The sequence below is a fragment of the Phenylobacterium sp. J367 genome (assembly GCF_024699985.1).
GTDB lineage: Bacteria > Pseudomonadota > Alphaproteobacteria > Caulobacterales > Caulobacteraceae > Phenylobacterium.
The window spans coordinates 3,005,091-3,022,310 of the sequence record NZ_JAJONA010000001.1; the positions used below are offsets into that span (position 1 = coordinate 3,005,091).

Below are 17,220 nucleotides of genomic sequence, written 5' to 3' on the forward strand. Positions count from 1 at the left end.
ATCAGCGCGCCCAGGCTTTGGGTTGGGCGCCCGCCCACACCGCTGGCATGATGGACCAACTCGATCGCGAGGATTATCGCCTACAGATGATCGTCCCGCCTCCCTTCAGTGCTGCGCGGCGATATGGCTGAGCGACTGATCCTTGATGACGCTCAGTACGGCCTGCTGCGAAGCCTCCATGCCTGCGGCGGGGCGGCTCGTCCCGTCCACAAGGCTGACCTGCTGGCCCACGTGCAGGGCGCGGGCAGGCTCACGCCCGAACGGGCGATGCAGGCGCTGGCGGACCTGCACGACTTTGGGATCGTTCTCCTGAACGAGTTCCAAGAGGTGTTCCTCGCCCCCCGTGTCTTCCTTCACCCGGAGGAGGCCTCCGCCTTTCGGGGTTCGATCCGCTCAGAGGATGGCGATTTCCACCTTGTCCTGCCGCAGCCCGAGGGCCCATGCTGAAAATCATCATCCTCGAGGAAGACCCAGTCGACGCCGTTCTGCTGCGGGAGGAGATAGAACGCGCCGGCCACCAGGTGGCAGGCTGGGCTATCAATGTCGAGGACATGCTCAGCCTGCTAGCGCGACACGATCCGGACCTGCTCATCCTGGACGCGATGTCCGACGTCTTCGCCATGTCCAACGAGACGCTGCGTTCGATCCGGTCGCATACCGACGTGGATGTCGTCCTCCTCACGCGCGAGGAGGACATCGTGCACGAGGCGCTGGGCGCGTTGCAGCCGATCGGCATCCTCCGACCTCCCGTCCAGCCGGAGGCGCTCCGGGCCCTGCTGGGCCGGGTGAAGCGGCGCTGCTGAGCGGGGCGGAGGCAAGTCGCTCGTACGAGCCGAAAGGAGGCCGACCCATGCGGATTGTGGTCCACGCGTCTAATCGTGAAGCCGGACGGTTCGTGGCGTCCACTGAGGCCTCTCCGGGTCTTGAGATCCAGAGGACTGCGTCGCGGACCCACCTGATGGAGGTGCTGCGGAGCTGGCGACCACACCTCCTCGTGATCGAGGGGGACCGGGTGGGCGACTCGCTTCCGGCATTGGTCGCACAGGCTGGGGCCTACGCGCTGTGCATCGCCTTTCTCTGGAGCGAAGACCCTCGGCAGAGGGCCCGCCTGCTCGATCACCACCCGGTCGGAATCCTTCCTCGGGATTACGATCGCGGCGATCTCAATTCGCTGCTCGCCGCCGTCCGCAGCATCGCCGACATTCCGGCTGCGGAGAGCGAGCGCGCGACGGAGGTCCGGCTGGGGCTCGTCGGGCTGGCCTGCGCCGTAATCGCAGCGGCGGTCGGTTTCGCGCTGCCTGGAGCGGCCGCCCTCGTGCAGGGCGGGGACCACAAACCGTACTATCTGGTGCTGGGCTTGGCGCTCATCAGCATCGTTCTCCTGCTTCGGCTCAAGCGCCCCGTGACAGCGGCCGTGCAGGCCGCCCTGATCGGACTGGTCACACTGCTCCCCACCCAAGCTTGAAGGGCTGCCCCGTCACGGGTCAATGCGAGCGCGCAGGGCGCGTCGGTGCGGAGCGGCAAACGGCCTCGGCCGCGGTCCGCAGACCTCAGCCCTGCACAGCCGGCTTCCCCTCGTCGTGAGCCTGGTACCATTCCGGCGTCGTCGAGGTCCGGGAGGCCGCCGACCCGATCGTGGCGAGATCGCGCGTCGCGCTCCCCGGCGGGACAGGCCCAGCTGCCGCTCCCGGGCCTAAGCGCCGCTCCAGCCCCCGCGCCCGCAGACAAGCGCCCTCGGGCTCCGTCCCACACCGTAGTGAGCGGCAGTCGCCGGGACCTGCAGAAGGCGCGGCGATGAAGATCCAGAGCCGGCGGCAGCAAGCTCCGGGCGGCGCCGGGAACGGGCGCGCGCCTGTTAGAGCTCAGGGCCGCTCGCCCTCCGCGGGAACGGGCTTTTCCTCGGCCTCGGAGTCCTGGGTGCGGTCGCGGAAAAGCGCCGCCCGCGCGAGCAGGATCAGCGTGACAGGTGTTGTCACGGTGAAGAAGACCGCCACAAGGATCTCACGCGGCAGCCACCGCCCCTGGCCGACCGCGAAGTAGAGCCAGGACGCCAGCAGCACGAGCGCCATGCCGAGGGTGGCGCCCAAGGTGGGGGCGTGCACGCGGTCGTAGAAGGAGGTCAGCCGGACGAGTCCCACGGACCCCAACAAGGATATGGCTGCCCCCGTCACAGCCAGCGCTGCGACGGCGGCGGCCAGCCAGGTCGGTAGTTCATCAGGCGTCATTCGATGACCTCGCCGCGCATGAGGAACTTGGCCAAGGCGACGGTTGCGGCGAAGCCGAGCATGGCGATTATCAAGGCGGCTTCGAAGTAGAGGTCGCGTCCGCTCCTGATCCCGAAGACGAGGACCATCAGCATCCCGTTCAGGTAGAGATTGTCCAGGGCGAGGATCCGGTCCTGGGCCCGGGGACCACGGATCATGCGGAAGGCGGCGCAGGCGAGCGCCACGCCCAGCAGCACAAGGGCGGCGATGGTGCCAACGTCCAGGATGAGTGTGCTCATTCGAAGATCTCCATGAGCAGACGCTCGTATCGGCCCTTGACCGTCTGCACCCAGATCTCCTCGTCGACCAGGTCGAGCACATGGAGCAGAAGCCGGCTCTTGTCCCGCTCATACTCGACCCAGAGCGTGCCGGGGGGTGCTGGTGAGGATGATCGCGAGCGTGGCGAGCCCCTGACGGTCCTTCATGTCGAGGGGTATGTGGATGAAGCCGCTCACCCGGTCGGAGCGCCGGCCGGCGAGGATCTGGGCCACGGCCCAATTGGATCGCAGCACGTCCGCCGCCACATGGCCCGCCAGTTTCAGAATCGCCGCCGGAGCTCGCACGCGGACCGGCTCGATCCGGAGCGCCCGCATGATCTGCGGGGCGGCCACGGCCATCAGCACGCCCAGGGCGAGCGACGGTGGATCGAGGTCCCCGCTGAGCAGGATGGAGGCGCAGAACACCCCCAGGGCGAGGATCGGATGGGGCAGAAGCAGCTTCATCGCCCCTCGCCGGTCAGTACGCTGCTCATGTAGCCGGCCGGCTCTCCCAACCAGGCTGCGGTTAGATCGGTATAGGCGAGCCCGGCGCCGCCGAAGACGGTCAGCGTCAGCGAGGCGCCGAGCAGCCCGACAATTCCCAGCAGCTCGCCGGCGCCGACCACGAGCTGCGGTTCGGACTCATCCCGGATCCAGATGGCGCGCACGCCCAGGCGTCCCAGGGCGATGACCGCCCCGAGGCTGGAGACAGCCAGGGCGGCGATGACCGCCCAGTCGGTGGGGCGGCCCGCGGCGACCAGCGCCTGCATCATGGCGAGCTTACCAATGAAGCCCGCCAAGGGAGGGAGTCCCGCGATCATCAGGGCGCAGACGACAAGCGCGCCGCCCAGAGCGGCCACTGCGGTGGGAATCACCAGGCCGGGCTCGTTCCGCTCGAGATCCTCGAAAGGGTCCCGGTATTCGTCGGCGAACACAGCCTTGTGCGAGTCGCCGCCTCCGTCGCGGCCGCGCTCGAGCACCTCGGCGATCAGGAACAAGGCCGAGCAGGCAAGGGTGGACCCCACCAGGTAGAAGAGCGCCGCGCTGAGGCCGGCAGCGTCCGAGCCCATCATGGCCAGAACCGTGCCCGACGAGACGACCACGGCGAACGCCGCCGCTCTGGCCAGCTCCCTGGACGCAAGCATGCCGCAGACGCCGAACAGGATGGTGGCGACACCAATGGCGACCAGCCACTCCCGGCCAAATTCGGCGGACGGGCCCGCCAGGGGCGAGAACACCAGGCTGCTCTGGCGGATGAGGACATAGACCCCGACCTTCGAAAGGATGGCGAGGACGGCGGCCGCCGGGGCGCTCGCAGCAGTGTAGGTCGGGGCCAGCCAAAACCCGAGCGGCCAAGCGGCCGACTTGATGAGGAAGGCGACGCCCAGTGTAGCGGCCCCGACGTGGAACAGCCATCGGTCCTCGGCTGGGATGAGTGGCGCCCGAGCCGCCAGGTCCGCCATGTTGAGGGTGCTGGTCACGCCATAGATCAGGGCCACGCCGACGAGGAACAGCAGTGACGCGGTCAGGTTGATGGTGATGTAGCCCAGCCCGGCGCGTATCCGGCTCTCGCCCGAGCCGTGCAGCACCAAGGCATAGGACGCGGCCAGCATGACCTCGAAGAACACGAAGAGGTTGAACAAGTCGCCCGTGAGCAAGGCGCCGTTCACGCCCATGATCAGGAGCAGGAAGAGGGCGTGGAAGCGGGGACCCGCCCGTTCCCAGCGGGCCAGGGCGAACAGCAGGCCGCAGGCGCCGACCACGGCGGTCATCGCAAGGAAGAGCGCAGAAAGCCGGTCAGCGACCAGGACGATGCCGAAGGGCGCGCGCCAATCCCCGAGACGGTAGACGCGCGCAGTCTCCCCGGCGGCGTCGCCGCCTTCGACGAGCAGCAGCGCGGCCATGGCAAGCACTGCGGCCATCACAGCGAGGCTGAGCAGGCTCTTCAGCGCTCGCCGACGTTCGTCGAGCAGCAGCATTCCCGAGGCGGCGACCAGGGGCAGAAGTATCGGGCCCATGAGAAGGTGGTCGGACGCGGCGTTCATGGCGACGGCTCCTCGCCGTCGATGTGGTCGCTTCCGGTGGCGCCCCGCGCGGCCAGCAGCACCACCAGGAACAGGGCTGTGAGCGCGAAGCTGATCACGATGGCGGTCAGAACGAGGGCCTGTGGGATCGGGTCATCGTAGAGGAGCGGGTTTTCCAGCCCTTCCGCCGTCACGGGCGGCGCGCCGACGCGCAGACGTCCCATGGCGAAGATGAAGATGTTGACCCCATAGGACAGAAGGCAGAGCCCGATGATGACCTGGAACGTGCGCGGGCGCAGGAGCAGCCAGACGCCGCAGGCGCCCAGCACGCCGATCGCGAGGGCGAGGACGATCTCGGTCATGTCGCCTGGTCCTTGCCTGGGGCCTGCCTGGGCTTGCGCAGCGACTGGTGCGCAAGGGCAAGCAGGATCATCACGGTGGCGCCCAGAACCAGGATCAGGACCCCGAGGTCGAAGGCAAGGGCGCTGGCCAGCGGCGTCTTGCCGAGGACGGGGAGGTCGGCGTAGCGGAAGGCGGAGGTCAGGAATGGCCGTCCGAACAGCCAGGACGCGCCGCCCGCCAAGGTCGCGATCAGAAGGCCGACGCCGATCCAGGCGGCCGGCCTGATCTCCAGCCGCCGCTCAACCCAGCGCGCGCCCGAGGCCATGTACTGCAGCACGAAGGCGATGGAGAGCGCGACGCCAGCGGCGAACCCTCCGCCCGGCAGATCGTGACCGCGCAGAAAGAGGTGGACGGCGAACAGGATGACGAAGGGGAACATCCAGCGCATCACCACCTGCGGCACCAGCATGGTCTCGCGCAGGGTGTCGCCTTCCGAGCGGTCGGCGCGTCGCCGGTCGGCCGCGGCTTGGATGCGCTTCTGATGGGGCTCGGGAAGGGTGTCGCCGTAGGGACGAAAGCGCCTCAGGAGGACGAAAACCGTCAGGCCCACGATCCCAAGCACCGCGATCTCGCCAAAGGTGTCGAAGGCCCGGAAGTCGACGAGGATCACATTCACCAGGTTGCGCCCGCCGGCTTCGGCGTACGCCTGCTCCACGAAGTAGCTGGAGGCGCCATCGCGGGCCGCGGCGCTGATCATGACGGCGTAGGCCGCGGCGGACAGACAAGCTCCGGCCGCCGCCGCGATAACGAGGTCGATGCGCCGCCGGCGCCGGGAGATCCTCTGCAGGGGCTCTGGAGAAGGGATGGACGGCAGGCGCTTCGGCAACCATCGCAGTCCCAACAACAGCAGCACGGTCGTGACGATTTCCACAAGCAGCTGGGTCATGGCCAGGTCGGGAGCGGAAAGCCACAGGAAGGAAAGACAGCTGACGAGCCCCGCGCCGCCCATCAGGACCACCGCGGCCAGCCTGTGATACTTGGCCTGCCACGCAGCCCCGACCGCACAGGCGCCCCCCACCAGCCATAGCAGGGCGAAGGCCAGGTCACCGCCGGAGGGCGCCGCGAGCGTGACCGTCGCGAACTTCGCGCCCCCCGCGCCTATGGCAGCGAGGACGCCGAACGCCATGGTCGCCAGGACGATGATGCGGAGCTGACGTTGGACACCTTGCGCCCCGAAAGTCCCCACCGCCGCCTCCGCGGTCCGGAAGAGGCCGGTCATGGCCTTTTCGAACAGATAGCCGCCGTTCAGCCATCGGACCGCCAGGGGCCCGCCCGGCCCGCCGCCTTCGATGCGACGGCGGAAGACGGCGTATAGAACGATGCCGGCCGCCAGCGCCGAGAAACTGAGCAGCAGCGGGAGGTTGAACCCGTGCCAGATGGCGAGACTGTACTCAGGAAGGTCGAAGCCCACGACCGCCACGGCGGCGCTCCGGAGGAATGGCCCCAGCGTCACGGCGGGAAAGATCCCCACCAGCAGGCAAAGGAGCACCAGGATCTCCACCGGCCGCCGCATCCACACGGGGGGCTCGTGAGGGGTGCGGTCCAGGCCAGTCGGCGCCGGCCCGAAGAAGGTCGCGTGGATGAAACGCAGCGAGTAGAGCACGCTGAAGGCGCTGGCGGTCGTCGCCAGCACCGGCAGGGCGAGCGCCAGCGGGTGGCGCTCCGCCCCGGCCACGGCCTCCGCCAGGAACATCTCCTTCGAGAGGAAGCCGTTCAGCAGAGGCACCCCGGCCATGGCTGCGGCCGCAACCATGGCCAGCGTCGCCGACATGGGCATGTAGCGGTAGAGGCCGCTCAGCTTGCGCATGTCCCGGGTCCCGGCCTCATGGTCGATGATCCCCGCGGCCATGAACAGCGAGGCCTTGAACGTCGCGTGGTTGACCACATGGAAGATGGCGGCGATCGCCCCGAGTTCGCTGCCGAGCCCCAGCAGGAGCACGATGAGCCCGAGGTGGCTGATCGTCGAGTAGGCCAGCAGCCCCTTGAGGTCGTGCTGGAAGATGGCCGTCCACGCGCCAATGAGCAGGGTCAGCAGTCCGGCGCCGCCCACCAGTGTCAGCCACATCTGCGTTTCGCCGAACACCGGCCAGAAGCGGATCAGCAGGAAGATGCCGGCCTTCACCAACGTGGCCGAATGCAGGTAGGCGCTGACCGGCGTCGGTGCGGCCATGGCGCGAGGCAGCCAAAAGTGGAATGGGAATTGGGCGCTCTTGGTCATGGCGCCCACCAGGATCAAGGCGAGGGCGAGCGGGTGCCGGGGGTCGGCCAGTACGATGTCGCGGGCGTCTAGGACCGTATCGAGATCGTAACTGCCGACGATCTGGCCCAGCACGACCACGCCCACCAGCAGCGCCAGCCCGCCAGCGGCTGTGACGGTCAGGGCCATGCGCGCGCCGTCGCGAGCGAGGCGGTTCTGGTTCCAATAGCCGATAAGGAGGAACGAAAAGAGGCTGGTCAATTCCCAGAAAACGACCAGCTGGATCAGGTTGCCGGACAGCACCAGACCCTGCATTGACCCCATGAAGGCCAGCAGGAAGGAAAAGAACCGCGGGACCGGGTCCTTGGGCGACATGTAGTAGCGCGCGTAGAGGACGACGAGGGCCCCGATGCCCAGCACCAGAGCGCTGAAAAGCCAGGACAAGCCGTCGAGGCGCAGCACGACCTGGACCCCCAGAGACGGCAGCCAGGCGATGTCCAGTCGCAGAATCTCGCCGTCCTGGAACAGGGGCCACAGGAATCCGAGGCAGATCACGTTCACCAGGGCCACGGCCCAGGACAGAAGCGCAGCGGACGTCCGGGCGTGCCTTGGTAGTCCGGCAGCCGCAAGAGCCCCGAGAAATGGCAGGGCCACGACGACGAAGAGGAGCAGGCTCACGGACATCTGCGGTGGTCGCGCTCCAGGGTCGAGGCCGCGGCCTGGGTGAGGTCGGCACGCTGGAGGTCCGCGGTCGGTTCACAGCAGACGCCAAACGGTTGAATGGACACTGTCCCCGGCGCCGTTCCAAGCGGCGCACCATCGAAGCAGTTTCGGAAGTTCGCAGCACCTGCGTCAAGCTGCGCGGTCAGGATTCTTCAGCCGCGCGGGGTCCGCCCGGCCAGCTTGAAGCACAGGCCCTCTCAACAGCGGCTTTTGACGCAATGCCGACCGGCGGGCGCCCCTCGCACACGTACCGTCGGGGTTGGCCGTCTCGTTGATGGAGAACCTCGGCGCGCGGACGGTTCAGCGCGAAACGGCAAGTCGGCTCCCGCAGTCGGCCTCGGATGAGGCTCTGCGGATCGGGAGCGCCCGCGAAGGCCTGCTGGCGCGCAGCGGCTGCAGCCGAGAACCCGACCAGCGCCGCAAACGTTCTGTGAAAGGTGAAGTTGGTTAGCGGAGCTCACATGGCCGGCAGCAAGGATCCCGTAACCCGTCGGCGGCCCATTACCATGATCCTGATCGCCGTCGCGTTCGCGATCGCGGGGACCGTGGCGTTCCTCCTCTATGACGCGAACCGCCCGCCTGCACTGGACGGGCCGCCGTCAGCGACGTCGGCCGCCAGATAGGCGAGGAACTGTTGGGGTGACCGTCCGGGCGCCGGCGCAATGCCGCTTAGAGGATCTTCGCCAGACGCTTCGGCGTCGCCTTCGAGAACGCGCCGGCCAGCAAGCGTAGGGCGACCACGAGGCCGACCACATCCAAGGCGTCCGGATCGGCGAGGCCGGCGGGCGCAGAAGGACGGACGGCCGCGACCGCCGTTCCATCTGCTCGGAACGCTGCGAAAGGACGGGCGAAGACCGCGGTCCATGACGGTCCCCCGGGAAGCGTCGCCCTTTTCCGACGCGGCCGCGGCCTGTGCGGGAAAAGGCCCGTCGAACCGGCCGGCTCCTGCCCCTCGCGCGGCGGCCACGGGCCGCGCGGTGTCGAGCCCGACAGCCGCCGCGAACACCCCCTCAAAGCATCCAGTACGGCCGCGCCCCGTAGGGTTCGTAGAAGGCGTAGATGGCGTCGCGCACCGAGCTGTCGTCCCAGCCAATGAGGTCCTCGCGGCGGATTCCGGGCGCCTCCGCAAGTTGGTCCGACTCGCACGGGATCACATATCCACGCCGTTCCACGTCATAGCGGAGCATGCGCCACGGCACCGGATGGTAGTCAGCCCCAAGACCGAGGAAGCCGCCAAAGCTGAGAATAGCATAGGCTACCTCGCCGCCCACCTTCTCGAGCGCCACGTCCTCGATCTTGCCAAGCTTGTCGCCCGACGGACTGTAGACATCGGCGCCGCTCACGCGGCCTGCCGGGATAAGTGGATGCTCCGGCGCTGCCGACCGGGTTGCGCGATCGGTCACGGATGGCGTTTGGATTGTTCGCTCATGTTCGTCTCCTTCTCACTTCTACGATGGTTCTGGCTCCCGGGTGTTCACCGCGAGCTGATGGACCTCGCGCACCGGCAGGATCTTGAGGAAGTGCGCTCCGAGTTTCGAACGGCTCCGCCTTATCGGCGCCGCCGACCCGTTCAACCAAGCGACGGATTGGGCGGGCGGGACGATCGACGCTACCTCGCCGGCGCGAGCGGTCACGAGCCGAACGACGGAGCCGTCCTGAGGCAGCTTCACCGGAGCGACCGCGCCAAGAGCATTCGGGCCTGCCCAGCCGCCCCGGCTTGACCTGGTTGACTGATCTGCGTCGCCGCGTCGTCCCACCGCAGTCCTGAGGCTGCGGGACCGACATGCCAGAACGCACATGGGTTCGCCGGCGACTGCGTCTGCACGAAGCGACTGCCCCGCCCTGGCCGGAGATCTCATCGGGGTGCTGTTGTCAGGGGCCTCGGTGCGTTGGGCGCGTGGGCCATGTGCTGGAGGAAATCGAAATTGCACGCAAGCGGGAGGCGTTGACTTCAGCTTCAAGACGAAGACCGGCCCGACCGGGGAGAACCGGGCCAAGGTCGCTAGCACGGTCTCTCGCCTGGTCTCCTGATGGCAAAGGCTGCCTGGCGAGGGTGGCGATCTCAATGTCAGCTTCTGGGCCGGCCTCCAACGTCCGCTTGTGGCGCCCATCGGCCGTGCTGCGCCTGAGCCCGGCCGCCCTCTGCGCGCGGCGGGACGCGGCGGCGCGGATGCGGGACGCCGACTCGGTCGGCGTCCCGCATCGGTGCTCGATGACCTACTTCTTGAAGGAGCTGAGGTTACCGGGCGCGGCCTGGTCGGAGATCCTTGCGGGTGCGGTCTTGTCGGGGGGCCTTGGTGAGCGGGCCCATGAGAAGCACCCGCTTGTCGGCGTCCGCCTTGGCGCGGACGAGCTTGCCCTTCACGCATCCGTTGGGCGTGTAGTGGTGGTCGGGCGGTCCCCAGATCCGGGTGCATTCCTTGTCGAGTTCGGCCTGGGTCATCGCCGCAGCCGGTGGCGCGGCGAGGGCTCCGAGGGCCAGCGCAGCGCCAAGCGCCATGATCGCGTTCTTCATGTCGTTCTCCGATCCTGCCTGGGCTGGCCCCGTCGTCCGGCGCTGGCCCGTGTGAGGACCTGTCGCGACGGGGCGCTGACCGGTTCAAATTCTCAGGCCGGCCGTGGCCATTGAACCTGGCGCGCTCCCACCCCCGACCTCTGACGAGACCGTTGGAGAGATCGATGAAGCCCCGCATCCTGAGCCTGTTCGCCGTCCTCCTGGCTCTGGCGGGCGGGGTGGCTGCGGCCACGCCGTCGGCGGCGCAGGCCGGCCTCAAGAAGACCATCGCCGTCGACAGCTTCGGCGGCGCGGAACTGACGGCAGGAATGGTCGCGGCGGACGGCCTGACCGCCATGCTGACCGACGTGCTGATCGCCGACGGCCGGTTCGTGGTCGTGGAGCGGGCCGGGCTGGGGGCGATCCAGACCGAGCAGCAGCTCGGCCAGAGCGGCTCCGCGGGCGGCGAGACCGCCGCGCAGTCCAGCCGGCTGATCGGGGCCGGCCTCCTCGTGCGGGGCGCAATCACCAAGTATAATCCGAACGCCGGGACCGCGGGCGTCCGGGTTTCCGGGCTGCCAGGCGGCGCCCTGTTGGGCGCCATGGGCGGCGGCCTCCAGAACCGCAAGACCTCGGTGGCGATCTCGCTCCGGCTGATCGACACCACCACCGGCCAGGTGATCTCCACGGTCGCCGCCGACGGCGTCGCTGCGACGCAGGAAGCCGACGCCGGCCTCGCCAACCGGTCGGACGGTTCGACCCTCGGCCTCAACGCGCTGAAGGGCACGGCGCTCGGCAAGGCCGTGGAGGACGCCATCAAGAAGGCGGTCGAGCGGATCGCCCTCGACGCCGGCGCCGTCCCCTGGTCGGGCCTGGTGGTCGAGAGCCGGGGGCCGTCCGTCTACATCAATGCGGGAGCCGATCAGAACGTCGCCCCGGGCATGGTCTTCGCCATCTATCGGAAGGGCGAGGCGCTGACCGATCCCGGCACCGGGACCGTGCTCGACGTGGAGATGACCCGGCTCGGGCGCATCCGCGTGGACACCGTGCGCGAGAAGGTCTCGGTGGCGAGCCTGGTGGACGGCCAGGCGCCGGCCCGCGGCGACCTGCTGCGCGCGGAATAGGCCCGCGCCTCCACCCCGACATCCAGCCTTCCCGGGAGCCCTGTCATGGCCGCCTTCCGCCTGCCCGTCGCCTGCGCGGCGATCCTGACGCTCGCCGCCGCGGGCGCGCCGATGGCCCAGCCGGCCGGCAAGTCCGCCGTCGACGACGTCCGCGGGCCCGGCGTCCGGCGCGCCGACCTTTCGGTGCGTTACAGCGGTCCGACGGCGGTCACCGCGGGCGATCCGGCCCGGTTCACGGTGATGGTCGCCAACCGTGGTCCCGCGGGCGTCGGTTCAGGGGAGGTGCAGGTCTCCGGCGGTCTGCCCGATGGCCTGCAGCTGGGGAACGCCGGCGGCGCGCGCTGGTCGTGCCGGGTGGCGGGGGCGACATTCACCTGCGCCTACGCCGGCGGCGAGCTGGCGCCGGGTGCGTTGGCGGCCCCGATCACCCTGGAGGTGCGGGTCGCGCGGGAGGGGGCGTTCAACCCTTGCGTCCGCGTGACGGGGCCGGGCGAGGACCTGAACCCGGACGACGACCGCGCCTGCCTTGATGTCCGGGCCAGGTCCGTCATCCGTCCAGCCTTCGACGTCGGCGTCCGCAAGCAGGCGCTCGGCCCGGCGGCGCCGGGGCAGCCCGTCAGGTTCTCCGTCACCCCCTTCAACAACGGACCCGGCGCGCTCGACGCCTCGAGCGGCGTGCGGGTGGTCGAGCTGCTGCCGCCGGGCTTCACCGGCCCGCTCCTGGCGAGCGGGGCGGGCTGGATGTGCTCGGGCGCGGGCCGTACGATCACCTGCGACTACGCGGGGCCGCTGGTCATGGCGGGCGGCGCCTTCGCGCCGATCTCGTTGAGCGCTCAGGCCGGCGGCGGGCCTCGCTTCGAGGCCTGCGCCACGGTGAGCCTTGGCAGGGTGATGGACCGCAATCCGCGGGACAACCGGGCCTGCGCGCGCGGCGAGCTGGCGGCGCCGGGGCAGTTCGCGGGCCTGAACGTCCGCAAGACCGGCCCGGCGAACCTGCGGCTCGGCGAGTCGGCGCGCTGGACGCTGGACGCGCGCAACGATGGCGGGGTCGCGATCGGCGCGGCGGATGGGGTGACGCTCACCGACACCCTGCCGACCCAGTTCACGCAGGTGCGGGCCAGCGGCCTGGGCTGGACCTGCACGGTCTCGTCCGGAACGCCGGCGGTGGTCGGCTGCCGCTATGTCGGCCCGCCGGTCGCGCCGAACGCGCCGCTGCCGCCGGTCACGCTGACGGCGATCGCCGGCGGCGAGGGACCGTTCGTGAACTGCACGGACCTGGCGCGGCGGCCGGTCCCCACGGGTCCCATCGGCCCGTCGGAGAGCCGCGGCTGCTCGGAGGGGCGGGTCCAGCGGCTGGCGCTGCCCTTCGATGTGGGGATCCGCAAGTCCGGGCCATCGGCGGTGTCCGCGGGCCAACGCGTCACCTACGTGGTGACTCCGCTGAACGCCGCGCCGCAGCCGCTCGACCTGAACCCGCCGCCGTCCAATCCCGTGCCGTTCGTGGAGTATTTTACGGCGGTCGTCAGGGTGAGCGACACCCTGCCTCCGATGTTCGTCGGTCCGGTCGTCGCCGATGGCGGCCCGGCCTGGACCTGCTCGGTCGCAGGCCTCGCCGTGAGCTGCACGCACGGGGGCGGTGTGATCGTCCCGGCCGGCGCGCCGATGCCGCAGATCCGTATCACCGCCACAGCGGCGAAGGCCGGAACCGGCCAGCAGTGCGCAACGGTCAGCATCGGCGGGGCCTATATCGTCCAGGACCTGGCCCAGGCCAACAACCGGGCCTGCGTCGCCGTGGCCGTGCAGGGCGAGGCGCCCGTGGTCGGCGACGGCGGCGCGGTCCGGCGCTGACGGCGGCTCAGCGGACCGGCAGGCGGAAGAGCCCGGCCCCGAAGCGCGGGTCGCGGCCCGGGGCGCCCAGGTCGCGCGCGGCCTGGACGACGGCGGCCCGCATGGCCGCAGGGTTCCGATCGCGGGCGCAGGCTGGCGTGCGGGCGAGCGCCCCAGAGACGATGGCCGACGCATAGGACGATCCTGAAACCCGCCGGTAGCCGCCCGGGACCGCCGCCACCAGGTCGACCCCCAGCGCCGCCACGTCCATCGCCGTGCCTGGTGTCGACCAGGGATAGGGGGCCAGCCGCACATCGACGGCGGTGACGCCGAGCACCTTCGGGTGCGAGGCCGGGAAGGGCGTCCGCCCGGCGGACCCGCCGTTGCCGGCCGCCGCCACGAGACAGATCCCCCGGGCGTCCGCAGCCTCGACCAGCCGGGCCAGCAGGCGGTCCTCGGGACCCCCGAACGAGAGGTTCAGGACGTTCGGCTGCAGCGCGATCGCCGCGTCGAGCGCCCTCGCCAGATGGCGGGTCTCCGATAGCGGCGGCCCGTCCGGGGCGACCTGGACGAAGGCCACCAGGTTGACCAGCCGGGCGCCGCGCGCGGTCCCCTGGCGCCCGCCCGGCCGACGATCAGCGAGGCGACGGCCGTGCCGTGGGCCGCCGGCGCCACCGGCGACCGGAAGAACCGCTGCTGGAGCGCTGCGCCGCGAAAGGCCTCGTGGTCGCCGGCCGCCATGGTGTCGATCATCGCCACGACCCCGGTCGCTGGCTGGGCGGCGTCCAGCCCGTGGAGGACGAACGCTGCGGGAGGGGCGGAGGCGGACAGCGACTGGTAGCGGTGGTCGGCCTGGGCCCAGGCGACCTCCGGCCGCCGCTCGAGCCGCCGGACCGCCTCGGCCGGCGTGTCGCCGGGCGGCAGCCGCCCCACGGCCAGGCGCAGGCCGATGGCGGTGAGGGCCGTTGTCTCAGCGAGCTCGACGCCCGCGCCCTTCGCGGCGGTCCGGGGATCCGCGGTCTCGCGCAGCAGGAAGAGGACCACCCCGGGACTCTCCTGCGGCAGGGCGGCGTCCCGCATCGGCGGCGCGCGCGGCGCCGGGGCGAGGGGCGGGCCCTCGACGCGCGGTGGCGGGTTCGCCGGCGCAGGCCGGTGCACGGGCGGTGGAGCCACGGGCGTTAGGGGCGTCTTGTGCGGCGGAGACCGCGAAGACGGCGGGGCGGGCGCGGTCGGCTCGTCCCTGGCGGCGGGCGGGACCGTGGGCGCGACCTTGCCGGGCGGGGGAGCGACGTCGGGGTGCTGGGCGGCGATCATCGCGCCCGGGAGCAAGCACGCGGCGAGCGCGGCGATCGCCGTCCGGCCGAGGCTCATCTGACGACGCCGGCGAAGTCCACCAGCGGCGAGGCGCGGAGCGCTTCGGCCTCCGCCTCGGGCGAGCCGCCGGCGCGGACGGCGACGTCGAGCCCGCCGTCGCGGGGGGCCGCCGACGATCTCCAGCCTACGGCGGGCAAGCAGGGCCTGGACGTCGCCCCAGCGGGCGTCGGCGGCCGGTGTGACGAGCAGGTCGGCCGAGGTCCGCGAAGCCGCAGGGCCCGCCAGGGTCTCGTAGCTCCGATGGGGGCCTGCCGCCTGCCAGGCGATGATCGCGCCCTGCGCCACCACGACGGCGGTCGAGGCCGCGAAGGCGACCTTCCAGGCGACGCCGCGCGACGTCGGCCGCTCCGGCTGGGCGCCGAGCACCCGCGGGCCCGGTGGGCCGAGCCTGGCCAGCAGCCGCCGGAGGCGGAGCTCGGCGTCCCGGGGCTCGCGGGCGAGACCGGTTGCGCCCTCGCGCACCATCCTGCGAAGCGCCTGGACGGCCTCCAGCTCCTGCCGCAGCGAAGCGTCGACGGCCAGCGCCGCTTCGACGCGGGCCCGGTCCTCGGCCCCGAGGTTGCCGGTGGCGTAGAACGGCAGCAGCTGGACGAGGCCCTGCGGATTGTCGTCGTCGCCCGTCATCGCCACTCGCGAGCCCCGGCCGCGCGGCCGCTCCCCAGATCGCAGCAGGCCACTGGCCCCCCGCGTCCCTCTTGGTCGTTGGCGGACGCGCGCGGGTTCAAACGCGGCGCTGGCGAGGCCCTCCGGGCGGGAATGCCGGGAATGTCGCGACGTGGATGAACCGGATCGGCCGGCGGCGCGACCTGATGCTGTGCTGAGTGTCGGGGTCCGGGTCCGAGGGACACATCCAGACGACGTTGCGACGCACGCCAGTGGCATCCCAACATTACTCGGAGAACGTCATGAGATACGCTCAGGCTGTCCGCAGCCTTTCTCTCCTCGGACGCCGCCTGGCGTGCGCGTCCGCTGGCCCGCTCATCGCGCTGGCCGCCGCCACCCCACTGCTCGCCGGTCCCGCCGCCGCCGGGGGCTGGCGCCCCGGACATCAAGGTCGCCAAGAACTGTCACCTGGATCCATCGAAGGGACCGACGGCGATCTTCTGTACGATCGACGTCTTCAACGTCGGCGGCGTGCCCTCGGTGGCCCCGGTCAACATCGTCGACACCATCACGGCGCCGGTCGGCACGACGTTCACCAGCGCCAGCGGCAGCTTTGGCTGCTCGACGCCGACCGGCGCGGCGCCGGCGGTGATCAACTGTTCCGGACCGCATTCGCTGATGCCCGGCGGCCCGACCGCGTACAGCTCGTCGGGGACGACATTCCTCTACTTCAAGCTGCCCGCCTCGGGGGGCACCTTCAGCAACTGCGCCTCGGCGACCACGGGCTCGAACCCGACGACCCCGCGGGATCCCAACCCGGCCAACAACACCAACATCTGCGTCCGGATCACCGTGAAGGGGACAGGCGGCGGCGGGCCGCCGGATGTCAGCGTCGGCAAGGAGTGCAAGCTCGGCGCGAACCGCTCGGTGACCTGCGCGATCAAGGTGACGAACAATGGGACTGTCCCGACCGTCGCCCCGCTCGTCCTCACCGATACGCTGTCGAACGTCGTGGCGGGCACGGTCTACACGGGCGCGAGCGGCAATGTGGCCTGCCCGGGCGCAGGCCCGTATGCGGCGCCGATCAGCTGCACGATCGTCTCGCCCATCCCGGGCGGGCAGTCGATCACCGTGTACCTGTCCTTCACAGTGAAGGGTAAGGGCACCTTCCAGAACAGCGCCAAGGTCACCCAGGGCGGAGCGGTGGCCGAGACCAATGTCGCCAACAACACGTCCAACGTGAAGGTGACGATGCCCTAGGGCCTCGTCGAGGGACGACGCCGGGGATCGGGGGACGGGTCCGTCGCCCGGTCGCCGGCGTCAGCCGGCTTCCAGCTCCGTGCGGAGCAGCTTGCGCGCGTGGAAGAGCCGGGTCTTCACCGTATTCTCGGGGCAGCCGGCGATGACGGCGATCTCGGCGACGGACCTCTCCTCGAAATAGCAGAGCCAGACCACCTCGCGGTGGCTCGGGCTCAGCCGTTCCAGCGCCGCGCGCAGCCGGCGTGCGGCCTGCGCCTTCTCGGTGGAGGCTTCCGGGCTGTCCGTTTCGTCCGCCAGGGCCGCATGACGCTGGGTCTCGGCGTCGCTGGTCGGCCGTTCGCGGCGACTCCGCAGCCAGTCCACCGCCTTGTTGCGGACGATGCGGCGGATCCAGCCGTCGGCGCTGCCCTCGCCGCGGTAAGCGCCGGCCTCGCGCCAGAGGCTCAGGAAGGCTTCGTCGACCACGTCGCTGGCGGCGTCGGCGTCGCCACCCAGCATGGCGGCGGCGTAGCGGGTCAGGTCCGGGCGGGTGTCGGCGTAGAGGCGGGTGAAGGCCGCGCGGTCGCCAGCCGCGATCAGCCGCAGCAGGTCGGCGGTGGACAAGCCCGCAGTGCGGGCGGCCTCGCTCGTCTCGGCGATATGACCGCGCAGAGCCGCCCCCCAGCCTGAAA

Annotated in this window: 20 protein-coding genes; 6 read left to right on the top strand and 14 right to left on the bottom strand. The window is 70.6% G+C overall.

The window, feature by feature from the left end; genetic code table 11:
* Window positions 1–105: 105 nt before the first annotated feature.
* Window positions 106–357: a hypothetical protein gene (locus LRS04_RS16090; protein WP_257817217.1), complete on the bottom strand. Its 252-nt coding sequence runs from the start codon at window positions 355–357 to the stop codon at window positions 106–108.
* A gap of 83 nt (window positions 358–440) precedes the next feature.
* On the opposite strand from LRS04_RS16090, the gene LRS04_RS16095 reads away from it, so the two are divergent.
* Both LRS04_RS16095 and LRS04_RS16100 read left to right on the top strand, forming a co-directional pair.
* The gene (locus LRS04_RS16095) at window positions 441–803 is read left to right on the top strand and encodes a response regulator (protein ID WP_257817218.1); all 363 of its coding nucleotides are present in this window, start codon (window positions 441–443) and stop codon (window positions 801–803) included.
* 155 nt (window positions 804–958) lie between these two features.
* Window positions 959–1,465, top strand: a complete 507-nt coding sequence (locus LRS04_RS16100; protein ID WP_257817219.1) for a hypothetical protein — start codon at window positions 959–961, stop codon at window positions 1,463–1,465.
* 397 nt (window positions 1,466–1,862) lie between these two features.
* On the opposite strand, the gene mnhG is transcribed toward LRS04_RS16100, so the two are convergent.
* From mnhG to LRS04_RS16135, 7 genes are read right to left on the bottom strand one after another with little or no spacing between them, the layout of a single operon-like run.
* Window positions 1,863–2,225: a monovalent cation/H(+) antiporter subunit G gene (gene mnhG, locus LRS04_RS16105; protein WP_257817220.1), complete on the bottom strand. Its 363-nt coding sequence runs from the start codon at window positions 2,223–2,225 to the stop codon at window positions 1,863–1,865.
* On the bottom strand, window positions 2,222–2,503 hold the full coding sequence (locus LRS04_RS16110) for a K+/H+ antiporter subunit F (protein WP_257817221.1): 282 nt from the start codon (window positions 2,501–2,503) through the stop codon (window positions 2,222–2,224). The genes mnhG and LRS04_RS16110 overlap by 4 nt, the downstream gene beginning before the upstream one ends.
* Window positions 2,500–2,583, bottom strand: a complete 84-nt coding sequence (locus LRS04_RS16115) for a hypothetical protein (RefSeq protein ID WP_257819150.1) — start codon at window positions 2,581–2,583, stop codon at window positions 2,500–2,502. The genes LRS04_RS16110 and LRS04_RS16115 overlap by 4 nt, the downstream gene beginning before the upstream one ends.
* A gap of 28 nt (window positions 2,584–2,611) precedes the next feature.
* Complete coding sequence (locus LRS04_RS16120; RefSeq protein WP_257817222.1) at window positions 2,612–2,986, bottom strand: Na+/H+ antiporter subunit E; 375 nt, start codon at window positions 2,984–2,986, stop codon at window positions 2,612–2,614.
* Window positions 2,983–4,566, bottom strand: coding sequence for a monovalent cation/H+ antiporter subunit D (locus LRS04_RS16125; RefSeq protein WP_257817223.1), 1,584 nt, complete (start codon window positions 4,564–4,566; stop codon window positions 2,983–2,985). Before LRS04_RS16125 ends, LRS04_RS16120 begins: the two co-directional genes overlap by 4 nt.
* Window positions 4,563–4,907, bottom strand: a complete 345-nt coding sequence (locus LRS04_RS16130) for a Na+/H+ antiporter subunit C (protein WP_257817224.1) — start codon at window positions 4,905–4,907, stop codon at window positions 4,563–4,565. The genes LRS04_RS16125 and LRS04_RS16130 overlap by 4 nt, the downstream gene beginning before the upstream one ends.
* On the bottom strand, window positions 4,904–7,828 hold the full coding sequence (locus LRS04_RS16135; protein WP_257817225.1) for a monovalent cation/H+ antiporter subunit A: 2,925 nt from the start codon (window positions 7,826–7,828) through the stop codon (window positions 4,904–4,906). The genes LRS04_RS16130 and LRS04_RS16135 overlap by 4 nt, the downstream gene beginning before the upstream one ends.
* 500 nt (window positions 7,829–8,328) lie before the next feature.
* On the opposite strand from LRS04_RS16135, the gene LRS04_RS16140 reads away from it, so the two are divergent.
* Entirely contained in the window at window positions 8,329–8,490 is a 162-nt protein-coding gene (locus LRS04_RS16140; RefSeq protein WP_257817226.1) for a hypothetical protein, read from the top strand.
* 387 nt (window positions 8,491–8,877) lie between these two features.
* On the opposite strand, the gene LRS04_RS16145 is transcribed toward LRS04_RS16140, so the two are convergent.
* Both LRS04_RS16145 and LRS04_RS16150 read right to left on the bottom strand, forming a co-directional pair.
* Window positions 8,878–9,210, bottom strand: coding sequence for a PRC-barrel domain-containing protein (locus LRS04_RS16145; protein ID WP_257817227.1), 333 nt, complete (start codon window positions 9,208–9,210; stop codon window positions 8,878–8,880).
* 896 nt (window positions 9,211–10,106) lie between these two features.
* Window positions 10,107–10,382, bottom strand: coding sequence for a hypothetical protein (locus LRS04_RS16150; protein ID WP_257817228.1), 276 nt, complete (start codon window positions 10,380–10,382; stop codon window positions 10,107–10,109).
* A 164-nt stretch (window positions 10,383–10,546) separates the two neighbouring features.
* Here LRS04_RS16150 and LRS04_RS16155 point away from each other — a divergent pair, with 164 nt between their 5' ends.
* Together LRS04_RS16155 and LRS04_RS16160 are read left to right on the top strand one after the other, a co-directional pair.
* The gene (locus LRS04_RS16155) at window positions 10,547–11,485 is read left to right on the top strand and encodes a CsgG/HfaB family protein (RefSeq protein ID WP_257817229.1); all 939 of its coding nucleotides are present in this window, start codon (window positions 10,547–10,549) and stop codon (window positions 11,483–11,485) included.
* A 45-nt stretch (window positions 11,486–11,530) separates the two neighbouring features.
* Window positions 11,531–13,333, top strand: coding sequence for a DUF11 domain-containing protein (locus tag LRS04_RS16160; RefSeq protein WP_257817230.1), 1,803 nt, complete (start codon window positions 11,531–11,533; stop codon window positions 13,331–13,333).
* 7 nt (window positions 13,334–13,340) lie between these two features.
* Here LRS04_RS16160 and LRS04_RS16165 read toward each other — a convergent pair whose 3' ends face one another.
* The 3 genes from LRS04_RS16165 to LRS04_RS16175 all read right to left on the bottom strand — a co-directional run bounded on the left by LRS04_RS16165 (window position 13,341) and on the right by LRS04_RS16175 (window position 15,945).
* On the bottom strand, window positions 13,341–13,892 hold the full coding sequence (locus LRS04_RS16165) for a S8 family serine peptidase (protein ID WP_257817231.1): 552 nt from the start codon (window positions 13,890–13,892) through the stop codon (window positions 13,341–13,343).
* Window positions 13,790–15,310, bottom strand: a complete 1,521-nt coding sequence (locus LRS04_RS16170) for a hypothetical protein (RefSeq protein WP_257817232.1) — start codon at window positions 15,308–15,310, stop codon at window positions 13,790–13,792. The genes LRS04_RS16165 and LRS04_RS16170 overlap by 103 nt, the downstream gene beginning before the upstream one ends.
* Before the next feature lie 443 nt (window positions 15,311–15,753).
* Window positions 15,754–15,945 (bottom strand): hypothetical protein, encoded by a 192-nt coding sequence (locus LRS04_RS16175; protein ID WP_257817233.1) that lies wholly within the window; start codon window positions 15,943–15,945, stop codon window positions 15,754–15,756.
* Between the two features lie 22 nt (window positions 15,946–15,967).
* Here LRS04_RS16175 and LRS04_RS16180 point away from each other — a divergent pair, with 22 nt between their 5' ends.
* Window positions 15,968–16,549, top strand: coding sequence for a DUF11 domain-containing protein (locus tag LRS04_RS16180; RefSeq protein WP_257817234.1), 582 nt, complete (start codon window positions 15,968–15,970; stop codon window positions 16,547–16,549).
* A 60-nt stretch (window positions 16,550–16,609) separates the two neighbouring features.
* On the opposite strand, the gene LRS04_RS16185 is transcribed toward LRS04_RS16180, so the two are convergent.
* Complete coding sequence (locus LRS04_RS16185) at window positions 16,610–17,152, bottom strand: RNA polymerase sigma factor (protein ID WP_257817235.1); 543 nt, start codon at window positions 17,150–17,152, stop codon at window positions 16,610–16,612.
* Window positions 17,153–17,220: the final 68 nt, after the last annotated feature.